14 protein-coding genes and 2 pseudogenes are annotated in these 18,442 nt (G+C 59.9%); 6 read left to right on the forward strand and 10 right to left on the reverse strand.

Features of this window, described 5'->3' with window-relative positions:
- The first annotated feature begins 473 nt into the window (after positions 1 to 473).
- Complete coding sequence (locus CH339_RS12255) at positions 474 to 2,582, forward strand: putative bifunctional diguanylate cyclase/phosphodiesterase (RefSeq protein ID WP_111434645.1); 2,109 nt, start codon at positions 474 to 476, stop codon at positions 2,580 to 2,582.
- Positions 2,583 to 2,745: 163 nt separating this feature from the next.
- Here CH339_RS12255 and CH339_RS12260 read toward each other — a convergent pair whose 3' ends face one another.
- Positions 2,746 to 3,066, reverse strand: a complete 321-nt coding sequence (locus CH339_RS12260; protein WP_111434646.1) for a DUF736 domain-containing protein — start codon at positions 3,064 to 3,066, stop codon at positions 2,746 to 2,748.
- Positions 3,067 to 3,645: 579 nt separating this feature from the next.
- Entirely contained in the window at positions 3,646 to 4,086 is a 441-nt protein-coding gene (locus tag CH339_RS12270) for a hypothetical protein (RefSeq protein ID WP_111434648.1), read from the reverse strand.
- 266 nt (positions 4,087 to 4,352) lie between these two features.
- Here CH339_RS12270 and CH339_RS12275 point away from each other — a divergent pair, with 266 nt between their 5' ends.
- Entirely contained in the window at positions 4,353 to 5,495 is a 1,143-nt protein-coding gene (locus CH339_RS12275) for a 5'-methylthioadenosine/S-adenosylhomocysteine nucleosidase family protein (protein ID WP_111434649.1), read from the forward strand.
- On the opposite strand, the gene CH339_RS12280 is transcribed toward CH339_RS12275, so the two are convergent.
- A protein-coding gene (locus CH339_RS12280) for an IS3 family transposase (RefSeq protein WP_111434650.1) occupies positions 5,485 to 6,596 on the reverse strand; the annotation gives its coding sequence in 2 pieces (ribosomal slippage) (positions 5,485 to 6,341 and positions 6,341 to 6,596; 1,113 coding nt in all). The two genes, CH339_RS12275 and CH339_RS12280, sit on opposite strands and share 11 nt — an antisense overlap.
- A 76-nt stretch (positions 6,597 to 6,672) precedes the next feature.
- Between CH339_RS12280 and CH339_RS25400 the strand changes: the two genes are divergently transcribed.
- A complete protein-coding gene (locus CH339_RS25400; RefSeq protein ID WP_368731658.1) occupies positions 6,673 to 6,852 on the forward strand; it encodes a hypothetical protein in 180 nt (59 codons plus the stop codon).
- Between the two features lie 150 nt (positions 6,853 to 7,002).
- Here the strand turns inward: CH339_RS25400 and CH339_RS12285 are convergent, their stop codons facing one another.
- The 6 genes from CH339_RS12285 to CH339_RS12310 all read right to left on the reverse strand — a co-directional run bounded on the left by CH339_RS12285 (position 7,003) and on the right by CH339_RS12310 (position 14,209).
- Positions 7,003 to 7,923: a DUF2493 domain-containing protein gene (locus CH339_RS12285; protein WP_111434651.1), complete on the reverse strand. Its 921-nt coding sequence runs from the start codon at positions 7,921 to 7,923 to the stop codon at positions 7,003 to 7,005.
- Positions 7,924 to 8,252: 329 nt separating this feature from the next.
- A complete protein-coding gene (locus tag CH339_RS12290; protein ID WP_111434652.1) occupies positions 8,253 to 9,317 on the reverse strand; it encodes a DUF7146 domain-containing protein in 1,065 nt (354 codons plus the stop codon).
- 64 nt (positions 9,318 to 9,381) lie between these two features.
- Positions 9,382 to 11,499, reverse strand: coding sequence for a ParB/RepB/Spo0J family partition protein (locus tag CH339_RS12295; RefSeq protein ID WP_111434653.1), 2,118 nt, complete (start codon positions 11,497 to 11,499; stop codon positions 9,382 to 9,384).
- A 126-nt stretch (positions 11,500 to 11,625) separates the two neighbouring features.
- Positions 11,626 to 12,003 carry a DUF2958 domain-containing protein gene (locus CH339_RS12300; RefSeq protein ID WP_111434654.1) on the reverse strand — a complete coding sequence of 126 codons (378 nt, stop codon included), beginning with the start codon at positions 12,001 to 12,003 and terminating at the stop codon, positions 11,626 to 11,628.
- The gene (locus CH339_RS12305; protein WP_111434655.1) at positions 12,000 to 12,959 is read right to left on the reverse strand and encodes an ArdC family protein; all 960 of its coding nucleotides are present in this window, start codon (positions 12,957 to 12,959) and stop codon (positions 12,000 to 12,002) included. The genes CH339_RS12300 and CH339_RS12305 overlap by 4 nt, the downstream gene beginning before the upstream one ends.
- 545 nt (positions 12,960 to 13,504) lie before the next feature.
- On the reverse strand, positions 13,505 to 14,209 hold the full coding sequence (locus CH339_RS12310) for a SagB/ThcOx family dehydrogenase (RefSeq protein ID WP_111434656.1): 705 nt from the start codon (positions 14,207 to 14,209) through the stop codon (positions 13,505 to 13,507).
- Positions 14,210 to 14,267: 58 nt separating this feature from the next.
- On the opposite strand from CH339_RS12310, the pseudogene CH339_RS12315 reads away from it, so the two are divergent.
- The 3 genes and pseudogenes from CH339_RS12315 to CH339_RS12325 all read left to right on the forward strand — a co-directional run bounded on the left by CH339_RS12315 (position 14,268) and on the right by CH339_RS12325 (position 17,275).
- Positions 14,268 to 15,022: pseudogene (locus tag CH339_RS12315) on the forward strand (IS5 family transposase).
- A 666-nt stretch (positions 15,023 to 15,688) separates the two neighbouring features.
- Positions 15,689 to 16,795, forward strand: a complete 1,107-nt coding sequence (locus tag CH339_RS12320) for a protein-L-isoaspartate O-methyltransferase family protein (protein ID WP_170138507.1) — start codon at positions 15,689 to 15,691, stop codon at positions 16,793 to 16,795.
- Between the two features lie 15 nt (positions 16,796 to 16,810).
- Complete coding sequence (locus tag CH339_RS12325) at positions 16,811 to 17,275, forward strand: hypothetical protein (protein ID WP_111434659.1); 465 nt, start codon at positions 16,811 to 16,813, stop codon at positions 17,273 to 17,275.
- Here the strand turns inward: CH339_RS12325 and CH339_RS12330 are convergent.
- Positions 17,272 to 18,365, reverse strand: a pseudogene (locus CH339_RS12330) (IS4 family transposase); the annotation flags it as partial. The gene CH339_RS12325 and the pseudogene CH339_RS12330 overlap by 4 nt on opposite strands.
- Positions 18,366 to 18,442 lie beyond the last annotated feature (77 nt).

Here is an 18,442-nt window from a genome sequence, read left to right on the forward strand (position 1 = left end):
GCTCGAAGTGACGAGTTCCCGCCTTGCCAAGACGACGGTCAAAGCCGGCGAGCGGTGTTCGTAGTCCTCAGGGGCATCCATATCGACGACGCAGAGATCGACGGGCGTGACCACAGTGCGAGCTGAGACATGAGCACGGTTTAGCGAATTTGGGACATGCCGAACCCTTTTTCGCATTAATGATTAGCGCTTCTCAAAACCAATCTTCAGACCGATTTGTAAACTACGGCTGTTTCAGTCGCTGTTCTCTGGTCACGTTTCTTGAATATTGTAAGCCTGCCATTTATTCACGGAATCTTTACCTTGGTGTAAAAGCGTAGAAATTCTTTGTTGGTAAGACGTTAACTTGGATGTTGGACAGTATCAACTTTGCAGGCTCTGCGGATTGAACGATAGGAAAGAACTTGCCAGCCCCTTACCCAATACCGGCAGATGAGGAGAATCGCCTCAAGATATTGGCAGAGTATCATCTCATGGATACACCGCCAGAAGAGGACTTCGATCGACTCGCGCGCCTGGCGTCGCGCTTGTTCCATGTGCCGATCGTTCTTGTTTCTTTGCTTGAGCGCGACCGGCAGTTTTTTAAGACGCATGTGGGTATCGACGTGTGCGAGACCAGTAGGGAGGTTTCGTTCTGCGCCCATGCCATCGTTGGCGACGATATCTTTCTCGTTCCGGATGCGACTAAGGATCCTCGGTTTTCGTCGAATCCGTTGGTCATAGGGCCCCCCTTTATCCGCTTTTATGCAGGTCAACCTCTAGCGTCACCCACAGGAGAGAAGCTCGGCACCGTCTGCCTGATCGACACGCAGCCGAGAGGTATCTTCACAGCTGAAGATCGAAAGAATCTGACCGATCTTGCTGCACTGGTCATGGACCGCATGGAGATCCGGAGGTTGGAGTATGTCAGATCGGCAAGCCAGGCTCGTTTTGAGAATATCGCTGCCACCTCTCCCGACGCGATTATCTGCTCCGACTCCGAAGGCCTGATTACCTTCTGGAACAAATCTGCCGAGCGGCTTTTCGGCTATTCGGCAAAAGAAGTGCTCGGCCGAAGTTCTGGGGTCATCGTGCCAGCCAGTTGGCGGCGAATCTATGAATCGGAACGCGACCACCTCCGCAAAGGTGAACAGATGGAGTTGGCAAATCAGACCATTGAACTGTCTGGATTGAGAAAGGACGGCAGCGAGTTTCCAGCGGAATTCTCGCTCTCTACCTGGAAAGAGGGCAATACGACAAGTGTCGGCGCCATCGTCCGTGACATAACGGAACGCCGGCAGAACGAGGAGCGGCTGTTCCGCTTGGCCGCGATCGATGCGTTGACGGATCTGCCTAACCGAGCTGCATGGCGCGCACAATTGGAGCAAACGATGGCCGCGGAACAGCCGGCCACTGTCTTACTTATTGACCTTGATGGGTTCAAGGAAGTGAACGACACGCTAGGACACTCTGCGGGAGACTCGGTGCTGAGGGATGTGGCATCGCGGCTAACGAGCGTTTGCGAAATGGCGACCATGGCGGCACGCCTAGGGGGTGACGAGTTTGTGGCCCTGATGCCTGGCAATGACCTGTGGCAGGCAACGGCGATCGCCGACGAACTGGTCCGGTCGCTTTCGCAGCCATACGAGTTTGTCGGTCAGAACTGCGATGTCGGCGTTAGCGTGGGCGTGGCGCTCGGACCTCAGCATGGTAAGCATCCAGAAGAACTGCTTAGTGCAGCCGATCTGGCGCTTTACCGGGCCAAGGCGACGGGCAAAGGACGCTATGAGCTTTTTGAACCGAAACTACGAGAGCGCGCGGTGGCGCGACGCGAGTTCGAGCGCGAACTGCGTCTGGCGTTCGAAAATGGCGAGTTCGAGTTGTTCTATCAACCGCAGATATCGACCGGCGACCGACGCCTCACCGGCGCGGAGGCCTTGATACGCTGGAATCATCCCGAACGTGGATTGCTGACGCCAGTGTCCTTCATTACGGTATTAAGTCAGAAACCATCGGCCGCCGCCATCGGCGACTGGATATTGCGCACCGCCTGTCGCCAGGCGTCAGATTGGCGGAAGGTCATCCCGGATTTCAGGATCGGCGTCAACCTGTTCGAAGCGCAATTCCGCTCTGGCCGCTTGTTAACGGCCGTGCGCGAGACGATGGAGGAAAACGATCTGCCGGCCGAGGCGATCGAACTTGAGATCGTTGAAAACATCCTGTTGCACGACGACTCGGGCCCCTTAAAGGTTCTGCAAGAACTACGGAAACTAGGTGTTGGCCTCGCATTCGACGATTACGGTACGGGCTTTGCTTCGCTTAGCCTATTGAAGCGCTATCCCGTGTCGCGTCTCAAGATCGACCGGTCCTTCGTCCGCGATGTGAACTCCGATCCGGAGGACGCCGCGGTGGTCAATGCCATACTTTATCTCGGCCGTAGCTTTGGATTGGACGTAATTGCGGAGGGGGTCGAGACAGAAGCGCAACTCGATTTTCTAAGAAAAAATAGGTGCCAGGAAGCCCAAGGATATCTTTTTGGGAAGCCCGTTCCAGCGCGTGAGTTCGAGAACAAGTTCATTCTTGAAACTATTACGGCATTTTAGGAAGGCCACCGAAGGAACAGTCTAGAATGACCGTTTTTGGTCAGCCAGGCATTGGAGTTCTCATTTCCTGCCGAGGAAATTGCAGAAGGCCGTCGATTTGAACCGACTACGCTGTGGCCAACGGCCCCGCCTGTGCTCGCCAGGCGGGGCACGAGGCTTTGGATCACTCGCCGTTGCGGCGGGTGGGGCGGGACCAGATGAGGCTGTAACCGCCGTCCTCATCGTCGAAGAGGTTGGCGTAGATCGGAGCGGTGAAGCTCGGATCGTCGAGCTTGAGGCCGAGATAGTCGCGGCCCTCGTTCGACTGCTTGGACCAGGCGGCCCCGATTTCGGCGCGACCGACCAGGACGCGGTGGCTGGGGGCGTTCTCGCTGGACTGGTTGGTTTCGGGCACGATGCGAACGTTCTTGGCTTGCACGTTGAGGGTGACGATTTCGCCGGTGAATTCGTTGCCGGACTTCTTGAAGGTGCCGATGGTTGCCATGATAGTTCTCCTTGATCACTGGTTTCGAGCCCGCACCATGCGGCCTCGATGGCGATCGGAGAGGCCGGAGGCGATCGACGGCGCATCGCTTGCGACCGCAGCGTCAGCGGAGGATGGCGATCCGGCGGGTTTGTTGCCTGGCGAGGAATGGCGGCGCAGCGGCCAGGGGAAGAAACTTGGCGGGCGCCATTGCGCAATAGGCGATCGAGGCGCAGCCGGTCTTCGGCCAGATCAGCCCATTGAAGAGGCCGTTTGTAGCGGTCGTTTCACAGGGAACAGTCAAGGAGATTATGGCAACGCGGCGCGTTCGAAGCACGTTTCAGCGAAAGAACCGTAATCGTCGACTGGAATGCCAGCCAGTTCGGTCAGCGTTTCTCGGGGCATCCACAGTCGGCAACCCAGCCATTGCTCGTCTTTGCCTGGCTAAGCCGTTCGGGGCAGCCTCGTCTTAACGACGGCGAGGGCTGTTCATCATCCCGGCCGCTCGTGCGATCCATGGAACGTGCTCGTCATGGCCTATCTGAGACCCGAACGGACAGGAGGTTTGGGCATCTGCACGTGCTCCGCCTTAGCGGGCGGTTACGCGCTTATCGCGCTTTGCCCCACCCGATCCGGCGCGGCCGCCGATGTGATACGAACGAAAGCCGTGATCCCGACTGCGATCGCGCCGAAAACAGAAAACGCAATCTGCCACGTGTCCGACGGCAAAAGATGTCTCACAATGCCATGGGTGGCAAAATAGCCGGCAATCGCAGAGGGCGCGACGAAAGCGAGCGCAACGGCCATCTTCATCCACATGGGGCGGACAACCATGATGAGAAATTGCCCGACGCCAAATACGAGGCCAGCGCAGGCTAAGCCGGCGGCGAGACTTCCCGGAAGGCCGGCTCCGGCGCCATAGGCCCATGTTCCGGCTGCCATGCCGGCGAAAGCAGGCAGCGCGAATGTGGCGAGGGCGAACAGCAACCAGCAGAGGGCGCCGATCGCGGCAAGTGCAACGATGATCGATAGGATAAGCATGGTGGTGTCTCCGTGAGATGAGATCCGAACAGTCGCACCACCACCACCACCACGGCACAACTGGATGCTAGCAGGATTTTGAACTAGTGGCGATTCAGAATGATTGCTTTGAACTTGCGCCGCAGTGCATGGACAACGTAGCGCGAATAGCGTGTCTCACTTGCCCAGCACACGGTCCCAAAACGGCCAGCGGGCTGATTTTATGAGTAGGCTTACGTCATGGGCCAGAGTAAATTTCCGACGGCAAGCCGACATCTGAGCGAAGCATGAATGATGAATTGCAGTGCCCACTTTGCGGTGGCGCCGGACATACAAAAGATTTTCACATAGGGCGCGGTCAATTCTCAGGTCGTTGTCCCTTCTGCTACGTCTCATTGCGTTTTTCGAAGCAAAAGGGCGATGCATTACAAGTTGAGGTTTCGGGTACGAACGCGGATGATGTGGAAAGAGTGCTCTCGTCTGCACTTCAAAAAGCGCATACCGACATAGAGAAAGCGTCCGAAGCCATGAATGAGCCAAGCGATCAAAAAGCTGATGTGGCTATACTCGTTGCCTTGGATAAAGAACTTGATTCCGTATTGAAGGCTGACGGGAAATGGAGTCCTCAGCAATATCCGGACGATATCCGCACCTACTATCTCACCACCACTCCGACAGGGGTATCCGTTGTCGCGGCGCGATCATCTGGCATGGGGCAGTTAGGTGCAGCCTTGTTGGCCCGGGACGTCATTTCACGCTTCCATCCTAAGAAGGTAATACTGGTCGGAATCGCTGCGGGAATTGGCGACGATGTAAGTCTTGGCGACATAGTGATCTCGGACCAAGTAGTCGATTATGAACTTGGCAAAGTTACCGACCATGGGGTGATGCCGAGGTGGTCAGTCCATCGGAGTGACGCGTTGCTGAGGGAGAGACTGGTAGACTATCGAGACGATACTTGGCTCAGCAAAATCGCCGAGCCTCGGCCCGAAGGAAGCCCCGAGAGTCGTCCGGCTGTTCACACTGGTGTCGTTCTTTCCGGCAACAAGGTCATTGCGGATTCCAAAACTGCTGGATCGCTTTCGGCGATCTGGACTCGTGCGATAGCGCTTGAAATGGAGGCCGCAGGAATCGCTGCCGCGCTCCATCAATCGGCTAAACCCATTGCGTTTGTGATGGTAAAAGGAATTTGCGATCATGCAAATTCCTCCAAGAACGATAGCTGGCAAAAATACGCCGCAGATGTCGCCGCAGTATTCACAATTTCCTTTGTCTACGACCAACTAACATCGGATACTGCAACGTCAGTCCCGCGTGAACGAAACTTGCCCAAGGACGAAGTTGGTTTGGATATGAGAGCCCTGCGCTTTCTCTTGGGCAGGGCATTTGACCTTGACCTGCTCCCCGTTTTGTCCGCGTCTATAGGTTAGCCCTGTTCACGTTGTGGTCCATTGCGGACCGGGTTGCAAATTCGTTCGGGGTGAGCCCGTCGAGGCTCGTGTGCGGTCGGTTGAGATTGTAGTCGACCCTCCAAGTTTCGATGATCTGGCGAGCATGGCGATAGCTGGTGAAGAGATGCTCGTTGAGACACTCGTCCCTCAGGCGTCCGTTGAAGCTTTCGACAAAGCCGTTCTGCATCGGCTTGCCCGGTGCGATGTAGTGCCATTCGACGCCGCGATCCTGCTGCCACTTCAGCATCGCGTTGGCGGTGAGTTCGGTGCCGTTGTCACTGACCACAAGCAAGGGATAGCCGCGGCGCCCTGCGATGGCATCCAGTTCACGGGCGACACGCTGGCCCGAGATCGAGTTGTCGACGACGGTCGCCAGGCATTCCCGGCTGAAGTCATCGATGACGCACAGGATGCGGAACCGGCGTCCGTCGACCAGCGTGTCGGAGACGAAGTCGAGGCTCCAGCGCTGGTTTGGATCCTGCGGGATCGCCATCGGGGCCCGCGTGCCCAGGGCTCGCTTGCGGCCGCCGCGCTTGCGAACGGTGAGCCGTTCCTCGCGATAGAGGCGGTAGAGCTTCTTCCAGTTCACTTCCACACCCTCGCGCTTCAGCAGAATGTGCAGGCGGCGGTAGCCGAAGCGCCGGCGTTCTGATGCCAGTTCCTTCAGCCGCTTGCGCAACTCCGCATCGTCCGGTCGCGTCGATCGGTAGCGATAGACACGTGGGTCGATGCCCACGAGCCCGCAGGCGCGCCGTTGCGAGTAGCCTTGGTGTTCGATAGCCCAGCTCACTGCGTTCCTCCTGGAGCCGGGCGTCAGAAGTTTTTTCCGAGCATCTCGCGGAGCGTCGCCACATCAAGCATTTGCTCGGCCAGCATCTTCTTGAGCTTGGCGTTCTCCGCCTCCAGCGCCTTCAGCCGCTTGGCCTCTGAGACTTCCATGCCGCCATACTTGGAGCGCCATTTGTAGAAGGTCGCATCGCTGACGCCGTATTTTCGGCACAGATCGGCGGCCGACATGCCCGCCTGATGCTCTTTCAAAATGCCGATGATCTGCTCGTCAGAAAACCTGGATCGCTTCATTGTCTGTCTCCTTCTTCAGAGAGCAAGCTAACCTCAAAGCGGGGACAATTCAGGGGAGCAGGTCAACCTCAGCGAGCTGAGGATACTAGTTTCAGATCTGGGTATTGATTGGGACAACATTCCAGGCCGGATCAAAGATGAAAGAATCGTGGAACTCATCTGGTATTTGGAACGGCGTCAGTCTCTCAGCCGCCTCATTTCATTGGTGAACGAGGAGCGCCCCGACTTGCTGTCAACTTTCGAGTCCAATTTTTGAGTCTTCGCATTGCGGCCTAATGCTGCTTCTGAGCTGGTGCGCTCACCGTCGGCTCGCTGTCCGGGGCGCACTAGGCATCTTGGTTTTTCTCCTCTCGGCGGACGCTAATTCAATGCCCGGCTGTTCAACTGTGTGATTGTTGTTTGTGGTTCATCCGAACCGCCACACTGGGATGCCGAGCTTCCTCGCCTTGTCGGCGAGGTTTTCCTGAATGCCGGTACCGGGGAACACCATGACCCCGATCGGCAGGACATCGAGCATCTGGTCGTTGCGCTTGAACGGCGCGGCGCGGCCGTGCTTGGTCCAGTCGGGCGCGAAGCCGATCTGGGTGACGTTGCGGTGATCGGCCCAGCGGGCGGCGATCTTCTCGGCGCCTTTCGGCGATTTGCCATGCATCAACACCATGTCGGGGTGCTTGGCATGCACCTGGTCGAGCTTGTCCCAGATCATCTTGTGATCGTTGTAGTCTGCGCCACCGGAGACGGCGACCTTCGGACCGGCGGGCAGGAGCACTTCGCGATTGGCGCGTTTGCGCTCGGCAATGAAGTCCCGGCTGTCGATCATGGCCGATGTCAGGGCGCGATGGTTCACCTGGGTGCCGGTGCGCGGTGACCAGGGTGATCCGGTGGCGCGCAGATAATGCTCGGCGGCGCTGTCGCGGAAGACTTCCAGGCTGTCGCGGCGCTCTATGAGGCCCTGTCCGGTCTCGATGAGGCGTTCGAGGTCGACGGCCTTGATTTCGGAGCCGTCCTGTTCGCGCTGCCCGCGCTTCTGGGCCTGCTCGTTGTCGTCGAGCTTGCGTTCGAGCCGATCGGTGGCACGGTGGAACATGTTGACCGTCGACCAGAGCAGATCGTCGAGTTCGCCATCAAGGGCGGTATCCGCCATGGTCGCGATCAGGGCGTCGAAGATGTCGGAGACTGCGCCGGCGATGACGTTGTCCTCCGGGACGAGGCGTGGGTCGGGACCGTGGCCGTCGTGGCGGTAGCCATGAAGTTCCAGCTCGTTCAGTGCGTGTTCGGTCGGCGAGGATTCGTGGTGGGGTTCGAAGGCGTCGTCGTCGAGTGTCATCGGGTGGCTCCCTTTGTCGGTTGGCCGCGCCCGCCGCGGCCTTCATGGCGCCGAAAGACGGCGGGCGGACCGGGCCTGCATCCTGGAGCGGCAGCGGAAGGACCGGAGCGCCAGCGGAGGATGGGGGAGGCCGGCGATTTTGCTTCGCGATGGAAAGCGGCTGCCAGGCCGCGCCGGAAAATCGTTGGCCGCAGCCATTGCAGGGCCGGGCCGTCTGCTGTCCGGTCGCCTTCTCAGGAAGGCCGGTGTGCGGCCCTCTCCGCCATCCACACGGAGCCGATGGCACAGGGCGAGACGTCGCCGCCGCGTTCCCCGCACAGTCCTCCCGTTCAGGTCATTGTGACGGGCTCCAAAAAACGCGCGACATCCTGCGGCGCGAGTTGGACCCGGATCGAGGCTCGTAAAGCGTCAAGGCCACGCAGGCGCAGATCGTCGTTGAGATCACCAAGCATCGGCGAGAGCGGCAGCGCCTCTATGCCGAGTGCGTCTGCCCGTTCTACGAGCGTGTCCCGCGCGCCGTCTCCAGCCGGATCGTCGTCACCCACGATATAGAGCCGGCGCAGCGTGTCCGGGAACAGGATGGCGGCGAGATGGGCTGCGGAGAGCGCGGCCGCCATTGCCATGGAAGGCAGAACGCATCGCAACGACAGCATGGTCTCGATGCCTTCGCCCGCTGCCATGACCTCGCCCGCCACGCCGAAGTGCACCGCATGACCGAGCAGGTCGACCATTGCTCGTCGTGGCGTATCGATTGGGGCCTTTCCGAGTGTTGCCTCGCTAAAGTCGTTCGGGTCGAGCCAGGTTCGGTGCGCTCCGGTCTGGTGTCCGTCGCGATCTGTGACCGACGCGATCAGTGCGGGCCATGTCTCTGTCGGGCTGCGCTCGTCGGGCCGGTAGTAGCAGCGCGGATGAAACCGCAGTGATCCGGTTCCGTGCAAAGCCGTAATGCCGCGCTTACGGAAATACGATTCCGCGAGCGTGCCCGCAATCGGCTGTGCCATTGAGAACAAGCGTTTGGCCGCCAGCGGCGAACCCGTTGGTGCGGGCGATTTGCGTCCGGTCGATGATGCGAGGTCCGGCTCGGGCTGCGGCAGGCTGAGGAACCGCCGCGCCTCGTTGGCCACGTCCCTGAACTCCGTCAAACCGCAACTCTCGCGGATGATATCCAGCAGATCACCATGTTCTCCCGTTGCGGCATCGGTCCATTTGCCTGCAGCTCCCTTGCCGGATTCAGGGCCGTTCAGACGCACGAACATCGAACGACCCTTGGTGTTGCGCACATCGCCCACGATCCAGTACCGACCGGATTTGTGCCCGCCCGACAGATATTCACGGCACACGGCTTCAGCGTCTTGGGCAAGCCGCGCCGCGAGATCGCTTGCTGATTCCGCCATGTCCTGCCTCCCCAAAAGAAAAGGCCCGCGTCGCCGCGGGCCAGTTGCCGGTTCGGTTACCGCTCTATTCGGCGGCGACCACGTGAGATGTCGCTTCGGCATCTTCATTCTCGTCCGGGACGTCTTCCGTGCCCATGGCCGTTTCACCGTCTTCGGCCGCCGTTTCCGCTACACACGATTCCGGTTCCGCCGGATTGCCGGTGGTTTCGCGACCGATCTGCTCCGCTTCGCCCGGCGTGCGCAGCGGCTCCGGCAGCCAGCCGGTGTCGGCGAGCAGGGTCTCGGCCTCGGTCGCCATGTCGCCCTTCTTGAGATGGGCGATGCGATCGGCGGCACGCTCGCCTTTCGCCTCGGTAACCGCCTGCAGAATACGCGCCTTGGTGACGCGACCGAGGAAGGTATCGACTGTCGGACACCATCCCGCCGCAGCGATGTCGAGCTCGACGGTTTGCGCCAACGCATCGGCATGGGCGAGAGCCCGCGGGCGCCGGTTCCAGGATTCGGAAACGGCATTGACCGAAAGGCTGACGACATGGGCGAAGAGGTTGGCCCGATCGTCATTCGTCCACTGAAGAAGCGCGTCCCAGAGTTCATCGGACTCTTTCGGCAAGCGCCTGGACCAGGCCTTGTGTCGGGCGTTGGCGGTTTCGGCGACAGCACTGTCGTTCAAGGCAGGCGTTTGGGCGCTGAACCCGACACTATTAAGACCGAGTTCGAGGCAACTGTCCGAGCCATAGTGGTAGAAGACCGTCAGCGTCAGGGCGTGCAGCGCCGCGACGAATGCGATGTCCGGCCGTTCGGCGAGCGCGTTGCGCAGTCCGAGCGTGCGATGGGCGGTGAGTTCCGACATCAGGCGGTCGGAGATCGGCGACAGGCCTTCGTCCTCATCGGGTTCGGGCGGTTTCTCCGTGCCGCTGGAGGTTTCACTCTCGTTACCCTCGGTGTTCGGTTGCGCAGTACCGATGCCGTCAGCATCGCCGCCGCCGGCTTCCGGTTCTGGCACGATCTCGTCCTCGGGACGGACGAAGCCGCGCTCGACGCGCAAGCTGCCGTCATGCGCGATACTGACGAAGGCACCGGCGCGGGCGATCTCTTCGGGATCGAAGGTGACCGGGCGATCCTCGAAGGCCTCGAGCGTCGTCTCGATCTCCCCTAGACGCGCGTCGACGTCGTCGGGCAATTCGTCGGCCTCGGCATATTGCTCCTCCAACTGATCGAATTCAGCCTTCAATGCGTCGCGGGTGGCTTCCTCCTCCGCAGTGAGCGGGATTTCCTCGCCACGCAATTGGCGAAGGCCGAAGGTATGCCCGTAGGGGAAGTCGGGAGCGGCATCGGTCCATTTCCAGCCCTCGGCGACAATGGCCTCGGCTTCCTGCCTGAGCTTGTCCGTCACCATGTCCTCGACGAGCGGAAAATCCTGCAGCCAGCCGCCGTCGTCCGACTGGAACAGATCGCGCAGCACGATGCCGCCGGCCTCGACATAGGTGTCGACACCGATGAACTGCGCGCGCTTGTCGGAAGCCCGAACCGCGCCTTCGGTCAGCATGCGCCGGATGGCGTAGGGCTGCTTGTCATAGGACTGCTGCAAGCGCCCGAACACCTGCTCTTGGCGCTCATGGTCATCCGAAACGGTGAACGCCATCAACTGGTCGAGCGTCATGCCATCCTCGGCATAGATGTCGAGCAACTTCGGCGAGACCGAGGCGAGCTTGAGCCTCTGCTTGACCACATTGGCAGAGACGAAGAAGGTCGCGGCGATCTCCTCCTCGGACTGACCCTTCTCCTTCAGCGTCAGGAAGGCCCGAAACTGATCGAGCGGATGCAGCGGCGCCCGCTGGACGTTCTCGGCGAGGGAATCCTCCTCGGCGATGCCGTCCTCGCGCACGATGCAGGGCACGGGCGTGGTCTTCGTCATGCGCTTCTTCTTCACGAGAAACTCCAGCGCCCGATAGCGCCGGCCGCCTGCCGGGATCTCGAACATGCCGGTCTCGGTTCCGGTTTCGTCGGTGACGGGCCGCACGCTGAGACCCTGCAGGAGGCCGCGCCGAGCGATATCCTCGGCGAGTTCCTCTATCGAGACGCCGGCCTTGATGCGCCGGACGTTCGACTGGGAGAGCAAAAGCTTATTGAAGGGGATGTCGCGCGACGACGACAGGGTGATCTTCTTGGCTGTATTCGCCATTATGATTTACTCCGCGACGGGTGCCGAGAGCCTCTCTCTCGACTTCCGACCCGTCACGGACAAGGGCGCAGCCCTCTCACTCTCACTAAGTCGATCGAGCGCAAGACAGGTCAAGGCAGCGGCACCTCAGCGGCGGTCCCGCAGCGTCGCCACGGCGGCATGCAGCAGCCGATCGCTTTCGACAATGCTCCCAGCTTGTCGGGCCGCTTCCGCATAGACCGAAAGCGGGAAGGTGGCCTGAAACAGGATGTCGCGTTCGATCTCGAGACCGAAAGGCAGGCGCACCGAAGTCAGTTCGGCAAGGCTGCAGGAGCCCAGTTCCGGACATCCGAAACCGAGATCGGCAAGTCCGAACAGCGTGTCGCCGTCCGCCTCCATCTCGGTGATGAGCCAGGTGGCCGCGCCGACCGGATTGAAGAATTTCACAACGGGGACATGATCGATATCGCCCTGCCGCCCGTTGGCGAGTAGCCGGTCGCGAGTGTCGTCGGTCAACAGGATCATGCCACCCTCCTGTCGCGAGAGGTCTCCGACGCGCTGGTCTCCACGCCGCCCGGCGCGAAAGTCAGAAGCCAGTCGGCGGCCTTGCCCGCCTGGCTGGCGGCGCGGACGATGGCGCGATCGTCTTCGCGCAACACGTCGAGCCAGGACGCGATGTAATCGGCGTGCCGGACCATTGGCGTGATGCCGAGCGAAGCGCAGCAGAAGGCGGCATTGATCTCGGCGACAAGCTCCTCGAAGGCATATTTCTTGGTGCCGAAGGATCCGGAGAGATCACGCCCCAGACGCGAGGCATGGCCTGTCGCGTGGCCCATCTCGTGCAACGCGGTGCGGTGCCAGTTGATGGGTTCGAAATAGGCCTGCGGCGGCGGCACCTGCACATAGTCATGGGCGGGCACGTAGAAGGCTCGGTTGCCGCCAATTCGGAAGTCGATGCCCGTCGCTGCTATCAGCGCTTCGACGTGCGGTTCGATCAGACCCGTCGGCACCGGAGGCGCGGCGGTCGCTATGTCCTCCGGCAAGTTCTCACACTGATCGGTATTGAAGACGGTGAAGCGCTTCAGGAACGGGATTGCCTGGGCATCCTCGCCGGTTTCGTGCGCACGGCGTTTCTCGTCCTCCGGCACGAAGCGATCGGCATAGACGACGGTGGTGCCGCGCTCGCCCTTGCGGACATTTCCGCCGAGCGACAGCGCCTGTCGGAACGTCAGCCAGCTTTGGCCGGAAAAGCCGCGCTCGATGACGGCGCCCCAGAGCAGCAGGACGTTGATACCCGAATACTGCCGATCGGTGGACGCGTTCTTCGGAAGGCCAAGGGGCGCCTTTGCAGCCAACGTTCCCCAGGGCTGAACCCAAGGGATCCGACCGGCCTCCAGTTCGGCGATGATCTTGTCGGTGATTTCGGAATAGAGATTGGACCGGTCGCGCCGGGCCCCGGTCTTGCGGTTCGGTCTGGACATCGCGGGTCTCCGCGACGGGCGCCGGAGGCCTCTCTTCCGGTCCTCATCCCGTCACGGAAAACCCATCGGCACTCTCACTCCCGGGCGTCGCGGGATGCTCGTCGGTAGAAGCGTTCGGCCAAAACGACAGGCTGGATCGCAGCGACGATCTTCCGGCCCAGAATGATCAGCAGAAATGCGCAATCGTATCTCCGACTTTACGGAAAGGCGTGTTTGCGTGGCTCCGCGCGTCTCATTCGCCGCTTTGTCGCATTTACGGGCCATGTCACAATGCTGGAGAATGTAGCATTCGAGAAAAGCTTGCGGCGGCATTAAAGGCTCCTCAGGACGATCCGCGGAGCCTTGTGGGGAAATTGCACTTGCGCTTTTTCAAGATGTGGTTTCAACGGGAAAAAGGGAGGGAAAGCAAAGAATTGGCGTAATTTTGCAACGATATCACTGTGTGGTAAGGCGAAGACGATATCGCAATGGGGCTTGAAATATCGAGATCGTTTCGTCCGAGAGGGTGCGAGTTTTAGGTGAGCTGCGTTGCCGAGATTGCGTCTTTATTTGTCGTCCCGAGCTGAATTCCCGTGATCAGCGGCGTAGCTGAAGAAAGGAATGTGGGTCGTCGACCCATTCGCTCCATCAAGGCCGAGAATGGCGTCGAGCTGAGAGTCATAGAAGCCGCCCCACGCCAGCGAAGCGAGGCGGAACGCCGTAGCGGCCTGGCACAACAACATGGCACTCAATCCGGCTTCGATCAGCGCAAACCGGTAACCGCGCTGCTGGTACTTTTCGAAGATGCGCTTGATGTTGATTGTCTGTGCGACAACCAGGGAAAGAACGCTCTCCCATCGAGAATGTCTCAAACCGAGCGCCGACAATAATAGGGACCGTTCCACTGCACCTGTCTCTTCGAGCTTGTGCTCATCATGGTTGTAGTGCGATATGCTGTACATGCTGGCATGGTTGTCGGTCAGCGGCAAAATCCAGAAATCGACGGCAACGATGCATCCCGCAGCGGGATAGGCCCGCTTGTTTAGCATCAGGCCGTCAAGCAAAGGGGGCGTGTCACGGCGACGCGTGCGCAAAACCGCCAGCAGATTGGATAGCGTTGCGGCATCAACGCGTTGGCTTTGAAATGTCCGAATGCCCCTTCGCTGGTCCAGGATTTCCTCTAGTCGGGCTGCAATAGGTGCGGGTTCGGATAGAGGGCAACGGATCGCTTCGGGCAGGCTTGTTCTTGCTAGGTTGAGAACCGATACAATTCACTGATAATACTTGATTCTCTCCATCTGATTCGAGTTTTTGAGATGGAGGGAAGTAATGGCGTCGTTGTTCTGGCTGTCGGATGATGCCTGGGCCGCGATCGAGCCGCATTTGCCGCATGGCAAGCCGGGTAAACCCCGTGTCGATGACCGCCGGGTGATCTCCGGCATTCTTCATGTCCTCAAGACCGGATGCCGCTGGCGCGATGTGCCGGCCGAGTATGGGCCGGCGACCACAGTCTACAACCGCTATCATCGTTGGGCCAGGCGTGGGATCTGGCGGCGCATTTTCGAGAGGATGGCCGCCGCCGGGCCAGTGCCTGGCGAACTCTCGTTCGACAGCAGCCACGTCAAGGCGCATCGGTCAGCGCAAGGCTCAAAAGGGGGGCGTGGACGCAAGCGATTGGCACCTCACGTGGCGGAAGAACGAGCAAAATCCATGCTTTGGCCGATGATCAAGGCCGACCGATCGCCTTCGCACTAACGCCGGGCAACATTGCTGACATCAGCATGGCAATCCCTTTGCTTGACGGGATTGCGCCACCGAAGCGGCTCATCGCCGACAAGGCCTATGATGCCGACAGGTTCCGCAACTGGCTAAAAGCCCGCAGCATCAAAGCCGTCATCCCGTCCAGCGCGACCCCAAACCGACCCTATCCGCTTGACCGCATCGCCTATCGCCGACGCAATGTCATCGAGCGCATGTTCGGCAAGCTAAAGAATTGGCGCCGCATCGCGACCCGATACGATCGCCTGGCCAGAAACTATCTCGCCGCCCTGGCACTCGTTTCCACCGTCATCGCATGGATTTGAATGAGTCCCCAACCAGGGCGATCAGCCGTAGTCCGGCCCGCCCGTATCACACCCGCCGCCACCGCTGCTGCGGTCGGTGTCGCATCCGCCACAGGTGTTGGCCATCAACACCGAACAATCGGCTTCGTGGTGCACGACGTCTTCGGTAAAGTTGATGATTATTTCGGGCAGTGTGTCAGGTATTTCGCAAGTTATATCGTTCCTCAATATTTGGCGATTCCGTTGAAGGATGTCGACATAAGCGGCCAAATGGGTGCGCGAAATGCCTCCGACGACCCGGTTGGGGCGGAAGACGTAGCGATCAGTTCCGATTGCAAGGTTTGGACGCGTTTTTTTTGTGAATACCCGAATACGGGCCGATACCAGAAGTGTACCCGCCGTCTCGAACGCGATGTTTGAGTAAGCTATTCCGACTGAAAAGCCAACACGGAAATTCAGCCGACCTAATTTGGCAAAAATATATCAACAATGTATACCTAATACTATCGAAAGTATGATGTGGTACCATAACACGTCTTGGCAGGGGTGGGACAAGTGGATAACGTGCCTGATTTGCAGGAACAGCTCTGGACGGAAATTGCGAGTTACGCCCCTGTTCGAGGGAGCAGCCTCCCGCCCAGTGACGCTCTGCATCAAGCATTCATGCGGTACCCACGCCACGAGTTCGTGGAGCGCTTCAAGTTTCCCGGCGAACATTTCATGCCCCCGGTTGAGCGCGGCACTACGGAATTCCTTCCCGGAGGATATCAAAATCGCCCACTCATGTATGTGAAGGATGACGGGTCGCTTTACGAGGCGTCAAGCTCCGAACCGGCCTTCATTTTCCACCTGGCACAGCTTCTCAACGCTCAAGACGGCCAAAGCGTCCTCGAAATAGGCTGTGGCACAGGTTGGCTTGTGGCGGTTCTATCTCACCTGGTTGGCGCTCGTGGGACTGTGGTGGGCGTTGAAATCCAGTCCGGGCTCGCGCGGCAAGCAGCAAGAAATATCAAGCGGTTCGGCATTGAGAACGCCGAGATTATCGAAGGCAATGCTTTTGAAAATGTCGGTCAGAGAAAATTCGACCGCGTGATCGTCACCGCGTCAATGTATGACATTCCGTCGGCCGTGATCGACATATTGCAGGAAGGGGGGCTGGCGATCCTGCCTATCCGAAGCAGGGGACTTCCAGAGGAAGTACATCTCCTGCGCAAGGTCGGCTCTTGTCTGACGTCGGAAACTACGCGCCTCTGCAAATTTGTCGCCATGGTCGATCCCGACGGGACCACCGAAGATCACTTCCAGCCGCTGGATCGAAACGCAACCTACCGAGCTCATTGTGCTGACGCGAACATTGAGCGTGAACTTACCTTCGATGGGGCCTCGCCCAAGGAAATGCTGTGGCGGGCTCTGCCTTTTACCAGTTATCTCGCAAAGGTCGATGCCGGTTTTCGCCAGTTCGTTGTCGGTCGTATCGGAACGACGATAACGTCCCATCCGATCTTTGGCGATCCGAGTTGGACTGCTTTTGGTCTTGCCTATGACCGCGAAGAATCTCTGGCCGTCTGGCATGCCGGACGCGTAACCCGCTACGGAGCGCCAACCGCCTTTCAAAGCTTCCTGAAACACTATGATGACTGGTGTGCGGTGGGCAAGCCGAGCGGGTTCGCTTTCGGGCTGGCGATCACTGCGAACGGATCGGCGCCGCACGGCGGCGTCGCTGGCCGATTTCGAGAGGATCGAGCCGATGTCTCGCTTTGGTGGCATCTTCGCCCGCAAGAAGAACGGCTGTAACGAAAGGGGTATGCGATGCGCACTGTCGTCTTGTTGATCGCCATCGTTTCTTGCGTCGCAAATGTGATTCCCGGCAACGCAAAGAGTATCAATGACCCCTCGGCTCAGTTTAACGTAGAGCACACGAATGGCGGCGGGGAGATACCGCTGGTCGATGTCGATCCGCAATCAACCCTGAAGCCGGCGTCGCTCCCCGGGACTATTGAGCCGTTATCCGAGCCCTCCGAAACCGCAAGACCGTTCTCGGGCCTGTGGCATGGACAGTGGGAAGGGACCCTCGATATGTACCTGACCATTGTTGCAGAGGACGAAAAGGGCATCCTTGCGTTCTATTCTTGGGGGGCAAATGCGATCACGCATTCACCGGGAATGCGCTACATCCGAGGCGTCGTCTACATCGATACGCTGCTCTTGCCGGGCAAGGGCGTCTCGATGTCTTTCCAGCCGCAACCGGATGGAACCCACTGCTGTCCGGTTTAGCTTGGGTCGAGGTCGAGGGTCATCTGGGCGGGGTTGATTGGCGGTGGTTTTGGCGGGGTTTTGAGGGCGGTGATGGGACGCCGGTGCATGAGGTTGAGGCGTACCAGGGTGAGGAAGGCGCGCGGTGCCTCGACGGCGTTCTGGGCGGCGTGGGCTTTGCGCAGCAGCAGATAGGCGATGAGGGCGACGAAGATCTGGATGCGCACGGCGTTTTCCGAGGTGCCGAGGAAGCGGCGGACCTTCAGGTTCTGCTTGATCCATTTGAAGAACAGCTCGACCTGCCAGCGCTGCCGGTAGAGGTCGGCGATCTCCTCGGCGGGGGCGTCGAGATCGTTGGTGACGAGGCGCAGCACCTTGCCGGTCCGGATGCGCACGACGACCTCGCGCACCGGATCGGCGAAGGGATTGCGCCGCGCGCGGGCCATGCGCTGCGGCAGCAGGCCGATGCGGTCGGCGAGGATGTGGCCGCCCTTCGGCCCCGGCCGTTCGCTCGTTACCGAGAGTCTGGTTCTGGTCCTCAGACGGTTGACGAAGCGGCAGCCGGCGCGATCGAGCCTGGCCCACCAGGCGTAGTCATAATAAGCGAGATCGAAGACATAGGTGAGGCCCGGCGTGATCGGTTCGGCTCTGGCCTGGATGATGTCGTTGGTCCGCTGGTCGGTGAGCTCGGCGCTCAAGGGGATGCCGAGGGCGGGATCGTAGCCGATATGGAGCTTGATCGCCCGGTGGCCCTGACGGCGGTCAGCCAGCCCGCGCGCAGCGACGACAGCTCGATGCGGGTGGCATCGAGGATGCGCACGGCGTCCCGGATGTGGCGGCGGGTGGCGCGGCCGGCGGTCCCCGCCATATGGGCGAACAGGTCGGCATAGAGCGCGGCGGGTCGGCGGGCATTGGCATCGGTCAGCGTTGCCCGGGCGATCGGGCGACCGCCGAGGTGATAGACCCGGGCGGCATGGCTCGACAGCCCGGCCTCGATCTCGCGCAGGCTCACGGCGCCGGCCAGCTGGCCGAACAGCAGCGCCAGGAACCGGTCGCGGGTGGTCAGCCGGCGGACCCGGCGATCGGCCTTGTGCTCGTCCACAAGCTTGTCTGTCTTCTTAAGCTTCTTTCCGTGCTATATTTCACTGACGGGAGGAAGCGATGGCACAATCAGGAAAGAGGTTGGGA

Source organism: Rhodobium orientis (assembly GCF_003258835.1).
Classification (GTDB): domain Bacteria; phylum Pseudomonadota; class Alphaproteobacteria; order Rhizobiales; family Rhodobiaceae; genus Rhodobium; species Rhodobium orientis.

Bases quoted from the DNA above. Each gene is read 5' to 3' on its own strand.
- CH339_RS12275 (WP_111434649.1), top strand. From the start codon at position 4,353: ATGAATGATGAATTGCAGTGCCCACTTTGCGGTGGCGCCGGACATACA.
- CH339_RS12300 (WP_111434654.1), bottom strand. From the start codon at position 12,003: ATGATCCTGTTGACCGACGACACTCGCGACCGGCTACTCGCCAACGGG.
- CH339_RS12325 (WP_111434659.1), top strand. From the start codon at position 16,811: ATGCGCACTGTCGTCTTGTTGATCGCCATCGTTTCTTGCGTCGCAAAT.
- CH339_RS12285 (WP_111434651.1), bottom strand. From the start codon at position 7,923: ATGACACTCGACGACGACGCCTTCGAACCCCACCACGAATCCTCGCCG.
- CH339_RS12255 (WP_111434645.1), top strand. From the start codon at position 474: ATGGATACACCGCCAGAAGAGGACTTCGATCGACTCGCGCGCCTGGCG.
- CH339_RS12305 (WP_111434655.1), bottom strand. From the start codon at position 12,959: ATGTCCAGACCGAACCGCAAGACCGGGGCCCGGCGCGACCGGTCCAAT.
- CH339_RS12270 (WP_111434648.1), bottom strand. From the start codon at position 4,086: ATGCTTATCCTATCGATCATCGTTGCACTTGCCGCGATCGGCGCCCTC.
- CH339_RS12290 (WP_111434652.1), bottom strand. From the start codon at position 9,317: ATGGCGGAATCAGCAAGCGATCTCGCGGCGCGGCTTGCCCAAGACGCT.
- CH339_RS12295 (WP_111434653.1), bottom strand. From the start codon at position 11,499: ATGGCGAATACAGCCAAGAAGATCACCCTGTCGTCGTCGCGCGACATC.
- CH339_RS12260 (WP_111434646.1), bottom strand. From the start codon at position 3,066: ATGGCAACCATCGGCACCTTCAAGAAGTCCGGCAACGAATTCACCGGC.